Origin of the sequence: Microvirga aerilata (assembly GCF_016743775.1) — a bacterium.
In the GTDB taxonomy this organism is placed as follows: Bacteria; Pseudomonadota; Alphaproteobacteria; order Rhizobiales; family Beijerinckiaceae; genus Microvirga; species Microvirga aerilata.
This window is the reverse complement of the sequence record NZ_JAEQMY010000180.1, coordinates 1-5,150: the sequence shown is the minus strand read 5'-3', so window position 1 is coordinate 5,150 and position 5,150 is coordinate 1. Positions and strand designations below refer to the sequence as shown.

The following is a 5,150-nucleotide window of genomic DNA, read 5'->3' as shown; positions in this document are numbered from 1 at the left end:
ACCCGCACGGTCTCGGCCGGGATCTCACCAATCGGCTCTGGATGAAGGCTCATGGATCCCTCCTCTTGCTGAACAGCCAACAGGGAATTCGCCGACAGTATCTCTCGTATGTCTGGACGAACGAGGGCTGGCTGTATCTGGCCGTGGTCCTGGATCTGTTTGCTTGGCGGGTTGTGGGTTGGGCCGTCAGTGACCGCCTGCACCAGGAGCTTGCTCTGGAGGCGCTGCGCAAGGCCTTGGCAATCTGGCGACCGGACAAGGGGCTGATCCATCATTCCGACAGGGGCAGTCAATATTGCTCAACGGCCTACCGTGCGGAGCTGAGGAAACACGGCCTCCGGATCTCAATGTCGGGCAAAGGTAACTGCTTCGACAACGCGGTGGTCGAAACCTTCTTCAAGAGCTCGAAATCCGAGCTGGCCTAGCGCACCGTCTTCCAGACGAGGGCCGTGGCCAAGGCGGCGATCGGCCGATACATCGACGGTTTTTACAACCCCGTCCGGCGTCACTCGACGCCTGACTACGTTAGTCCGGTTCAGTTCGAGAGGCTTGCCGGATACACAGCAAAACGCTCTCCACTAAGCCGAAGCAAATCCAACGGCGAAACGACACGTATCTATGGCATGTATTGCCCGCCATTCACCTCCATGATCTGACCAGTGACGTAGCCGCTAAGCTCTTCGGAAGCAAGATAAAGGAAGGCGCCAACGCATTCTTCGGATGTGCCGATCCGGTTCATGGGAATGGTCGCTTGCATTGCTGCAAGCTGCTCGGCGGTAGAGTAGCGCTCGTGGAAAGGAGTATCGATCACCCCTGGAGATACGGCGTTGACACGAATTCTGTCCTTCACCAGTTCCTTGGCCCATCCCCGGGTGGCGGTGGCGATGAACCCCTTAGCGGCCGCATAGATCACGGAGCCTGGCCCGCCTCCGTGCCGTGCTGCGATAGAACTCACATTTATGATAGAGCCACCGCTGCCCTGTTTGCGCATTTGGATGGAAACGTCTCGTATGAACCGGACTACTTGCTTGACATTGAGATCCAGCACAGCGTCCACAAACTCATCGGTATATTGGTCCACCGGTGTGCGCCTGACGAGTGCGCCGGCATTGTTGACCAGCACGTCAATCCGGCCGAACGCACGAACCGCTTCTGCCGTGATGCGAGCTGACGCGTCCGGCTGAGTGACGTCACCCTGAATCAGGACTGCCTCGCCGCCACTAGCCTTAATGCCATCCGACACCCTCTCTGCCTCCGCACCGCTCGCGTTGTAGTTTAGTGCAACTTTCGCCCCATTGCGACCGAACGCGCGTGCGGCTGCCGCGCCGATGCCAGTACTGCCGCCAGTGATGAGGATAACCTTGCCCTTCAAATCGGGAACACAGAGGGTAGCTTGACCTGATTGGGAACTATTCATTTTAGAAACTCCGGCGAGACAAGGCTCGGGATGAACAAGGCCACCGGTGGCCACACAATAAGCAGCGCCAGCACCAGCAGCATCGGAATGAGCATAATGATTGTGTCACGGAGTACAGAACGCATTCGGACTTTTGCCACAGAGCACGCAATCATTAGGCAGAGCCCATAGGGCGGTGTTACTAGCCCGAACGCCAGGGATACAATGCCGATCATGGCGAAATGGACCGGGTCGAGACCGGTAGAGCGAGCCAGAGGCTCAAGGATAGTGCCAACGATAATGATTGCTGGGATGGCATCAAGGAAGCACCCAACAACTAGAAACACGAAGGCAATGAAGAACCCGGTCCCGATAGGTCCTAGCTCCCAAGCTGACACGCCAGTCAAGATTGCCCTCGGAATCTGGTAGTAGGCGAGCAACCAGCCGAATGCGCTGGCGGTGCCGACGCAAAACAGCGCAACACCTGTGAATTTACCTGTATCAATAAGCGCATCCTTCAGGCCGCGCATATCCATCTCGCGATAAACCAAGAGCGAGAGAAAGCCGGCGTAGAGGACGGCAATACATGCCGACTCGGTTGCGGTGAACCAGCCGAAAAGTTTACCGCCGATGATGATCAGGGGGGTCATCAAGGCTGGTAACGAGATAGCAATGGAGGACAACAAAGCGCCCCAAGTAGCCCGAGGATAAGTCGGATAACCACGCGCTTTTGCGTATGCGTGGACAGTCACCATCTGTGCGAGCGCGATCAGCAGCCCAGGGATAATACCGGCGAGGAAGAGCGCTCCGATCGAGACAGTCAGCACACCGCCCCATACGATCATAAGGATTGAGGGCGGAATGATGACGGCGAGCACCGCCGACACTGCTGTTATAGCCACCGAAAACGAGTCGTCATAGCCTTCCTTGCGTTGTGCTTCGATGAAGATCTTCGACTGGCTGGCCGCGTCAGCTGTTGACGAACCGGAAATTCCCGCAAAAAAGAACGAGAGGACCACGTTGATCTGAGCAAGCCCACCGGGAAAGTGCCCGACCATTGATCGTGATAATTTCATCAGCCTGTCGGTGATGCCGCCCACATTCATCAAGTTTGCAGTTAGAAGGAAAAACGGGACTGCCAACAGGATGAAGGAATTATAAGCATTGAAGGTTTCTTGCACGAGAGTGACGGCCGAGAGCCGTGGCTCTATGAGCAGGATTGGCAGGCACGCCAACCCCAGGGCGAAAGCTACCGGCACACGCAAGGCCATCATTCCGAAGAATATGCCAAACAGGACCAGAGCGGCCCCGTTCGGCGAAAGCACCGCGCCAGTCATTGGATCGCTCCCTCAATATGGGAAGCGGGATCAGATGGTGGCAGGGAACTTCGGCCTAGCAGAACGTTCAACTCGTCCCACATCTGTTCACCAAGGAAGATTAGCCAGGTGAAGCCCGCAATTGGCCAAGCAATGTGGATCATCCAAAGCGGCAGTTCCGCCAGTTCGGAGGTACGATACCAGGCAAACCGCGTGAACTCGACCCCCGACCAGACGAAGACGAGAGCGATGACGAGTACTCCGAAGCGAGAAACGAGTCGAATGGCCGCCTCTGGCCGACCTGACAGGACTGGCCAGACATCAACTTCGAAGTGGCTGCTTTCGCGCACTCCGATCATAGCGCCGATCATCACTGTCCAGACCAGAAGAAATCGGGCCAACTCCTCGGTCCAGATATAATGGGGAATGAGCGTGGTGAAGCGTGAGAAGATCTGAAGAGCGACGGGTATAACCAGGATCGCGACGGCGATCATCAGGACCCATGATAGAAAAGCACTATAACATCTCGTCACCCTGCGCCACGCATTCCGCGCGCCCGTTACGGCTTCAGTCATAGGCACCTCCAGTTTTGGATTTTAGAGCTTGGCCAATTCGACTGCACGGAGTTCGAGAGCAGAACAGTATAGTGAAGCGGGCAGATTACATGTCCTCACAGGTTTATTTTGGTATTCGCCATTGACCTGACGCGAACATCACATGGCTTGGTCCAAGTCAGAGATAGGCCTGTCAAACTTCTGTTGAGGCGGCTACTTGATCTCGTTTATCTTTTTCAAAATATCCTCGGCGCCGATCTCCTTGGCGTACTCAGCCATCACTGGATCGACGAGTTTCTTCATCTTGTCGCGATCCTTGAACGCGATGCGCTTCAATCTACCAGCCTTCTCCAGCGCCTCAAGCTTAGCCGTGTCCTCACTCGACTCGATCTGGCGGCCGTGCGCCCCGGCTTCCTTGCCGGCCTTGATGACGCATTGCTGCAGGTCGGCTGGAAGCTTCTTGAAGGTCTTGCCCGAGAATGCGATTGGCCGAATGGTGATCGCGTGCTCGGTCATTGCTAGATTAGGCGCGACTTCGAAGAACTTCATCTGCTCAACGCCTGCGGCCTCGTTCTCGCCGGCGCCGATAACTCCGTTCTGGATGGCATTATACACCTCGTTATAAGCGATTACCGTAGGCGACATGCCAGCGGCTGCAAAGGTGCGACTCCAAATTGGAGCGCCCTGAACGCGCACCTTGAGGCCCTTTAGGTCATCCATATTGGCGACAGGTTTGTTGACAAAGATGTTGCGGGTGCCTCCGCCAGCATACCCGATCAGCATAACGTCAGCCCGTGCGGCAATCTCGTCCGCAATAGGTTTCAGGAGGTCCTGGTCAAGTACCTTGTTCCAGTGCGCCAGGTCGCGAAAGAGGAACGGCGCATCGATGAAGGGTGCGGCCTTGGAAAAAGTCGACATGTGCGCCGGCGAGACGATCGCGAAGTCGACAGCGCGGCCCTGCGACATATACTCAAAATACTGCTTCTCAAGGCCCAGCTCACTGTTCTTATGCAGGATAATATTCAGGGGCTTGCCGTAGCAGCTAGATGCGAGTTCCCCGAACTTGGCGAGCGATTTTGTGAAAGCGTGATCATCGTTGAATTGTGATGCGCCATGAAGCTCTATTATTCCCTGCGAATTAGCAGGCGAACCGCTGAGGGCGAGTGGAATTCCGATCAGGCTTATAGCGAGTAAACGCTTCATATTCGGATCCTCCCTGAAGTCCTCTAACGGGACATCTTACTATCATGCAGCGCCTGAGAATATTTACAAGATGCTTTATTTGCCTAACTCCCCAAATTCTCCAGTCGTAAGCTTCGTCGACCTTTTAAGGCGATATCCGTAAGTGAGATCGGCAACATGTCATTCGGGATCCCCGTAGCGAGCCCCGGATCATGTTTGGCGGCGATAATGGCACGAAGATCAACGATCGTCTGGCCCGGTATCTTGTTGAGTGCCTGAATGCGGATCTCAACCCAGCGGACCCGAACCCGGATGAGGGCTGGTTCCTGGACAGCCCGGAGGACGGCAACAAGCAGGCTCGAGCCATTCTCGTTGTGACTCTGATTTTGAGGTCCGGCTCGGGATCTTCAACACAGAAAGCTTTGAAGAGGATCAGGCGCTGGGCCGAAAGCTTGTGGCTCTAATCAACACCTACTTCATCCAGAACGAGATCTCACATCCAAGCGCTTCCTCCGTCGACTCTTCAGCGGAAAAGTAGCAAACCGAATCCAAACGTTGAACAATGGAGCAGATGGAAGCCGCCTCGCCAGACAGTCCTGCCTCGGCATGGATTGCCGAGTTCTTATTATTGATCTTCACGCGACAGGTGTAACGTAGGGCAGTGTCCGTCATCGTGAGGAGGTGCGCGATGGAAGGCAACGT

At 55.5% G+C, this 5,150-nt stretch carries 5 protein-coding genes and 1 pseudogene; 1 reads left to right on the top strand and 5 read right to left on the bottom strand.

Annotated elements, in window-relative coordinates:
• Nucleotides 1-101 precede the first annotated feature (101 nt).
• Nucleotides 102-548, top strand: a pseudogene (locus JKG68_RS30920) (IS3 family transposase); the annotation flags it as partial.
• A gap of 68 nt (nt 549-616) precedes the next feature.
• On the opposite strand, the gene JKG68_RS30915 reads toward JKG68_RS30920, so the two are convergent.
• The 5 genes from JKG68_RS30915 to JKG68_RS33070 all read right to left on the bottom strand — a co-directional run.
• On the bottom strand, nt 617-1,417 hold the full coding sequence (locus JKG68_RS30915) for an SDR family NAD(P)-dependent oxidoreductase (protein ID WP_202066129.1): 801 nt from the start codon (nt 1,415-1,417) through the stop codon (nt 617-619).
• A complete protein-coding gene (locus tag JKG68_RS30910) occupies nt 1,414-2,733 on the bottom strand; it encodes a TRAP transporter large permease (protein ID WP_202066128.1) in 1,320 nt (439 codons plus the stop codon). Before JKG68_RS30910 ends, JKG68_RS30915 begins: the two co-directional genes overlap by 4 nt.
• The gene (locus JKG68_RS30905) at nt 2,730-3,206 is read right to left on the bottom strand and encodes a TRAP transporter small permease (RefSeq protein ID WP_312891060.1); all 477 of its coding nucleotides are present in this window, start codon (nt 3,204-3,206) and stop codon (nt 2,730-2,732) included. The genes JKG68_RS30910 and JKG68_RS30905 overlap by 4 nt, the downstream gene beginning before the upstream one ends.
• A 273-nt stretch (nt 3,207-3,479) precedes the next feature.
• Nucleotides 3,480-4,469: a TRAP transporter substrate-binding protein gene (locus JKG68_RS30900; protein WP_202066126.1), complete on the bottom strand. Its 990-nt coding sequence runs from the start codon at nt 4,467-4,469 to the stop codon at nt 3,480-3,482.
• 450 nt (nt 4,470-4,919) lie between these two features.
• Nucleotides 4,920-5,150 (bottom strand): hypothetical protein (locus tag JKG68_RS33070; RefSeq protein ID WP_210346505.1); only part of this gene is annotated, 231 nt, incomplete at its 5' end.

Excerpts from the sequence above, each read along its gene's own strand:
- JKG68_RS30915 (WP_202066129.1), bottom strand. The coding sequence starts at position 1,417 with ATGAATAGTTCCCAATCAGGTCAAGCTACCCTCTGTGTTCCCGATTTG.
- JKG68_RS30900 (WP_202066126.1), bottom strand. The coding sequence starts at position 4,469 with ATGAAGCGTTTACTCGCTATAAGCCTGATCGGAATTCCACTCGCCCTC.
- JKG68_RS30910 (WP_202066128.1), bottom strand. The coding sequence starts at position 2,733 with ATGACTGGCGCGGTGCTTTCGCCGAACGGGGCCGCTCTGGTCCTGTTT.
- JKG68_RS30905 (WP_312891060.1), bottom strand. The coding sequence starts at position 3,206 with ATGATCGCCGTCGCGATCCTGGTTATACCCGTCGCTCTTCAGATCTTC.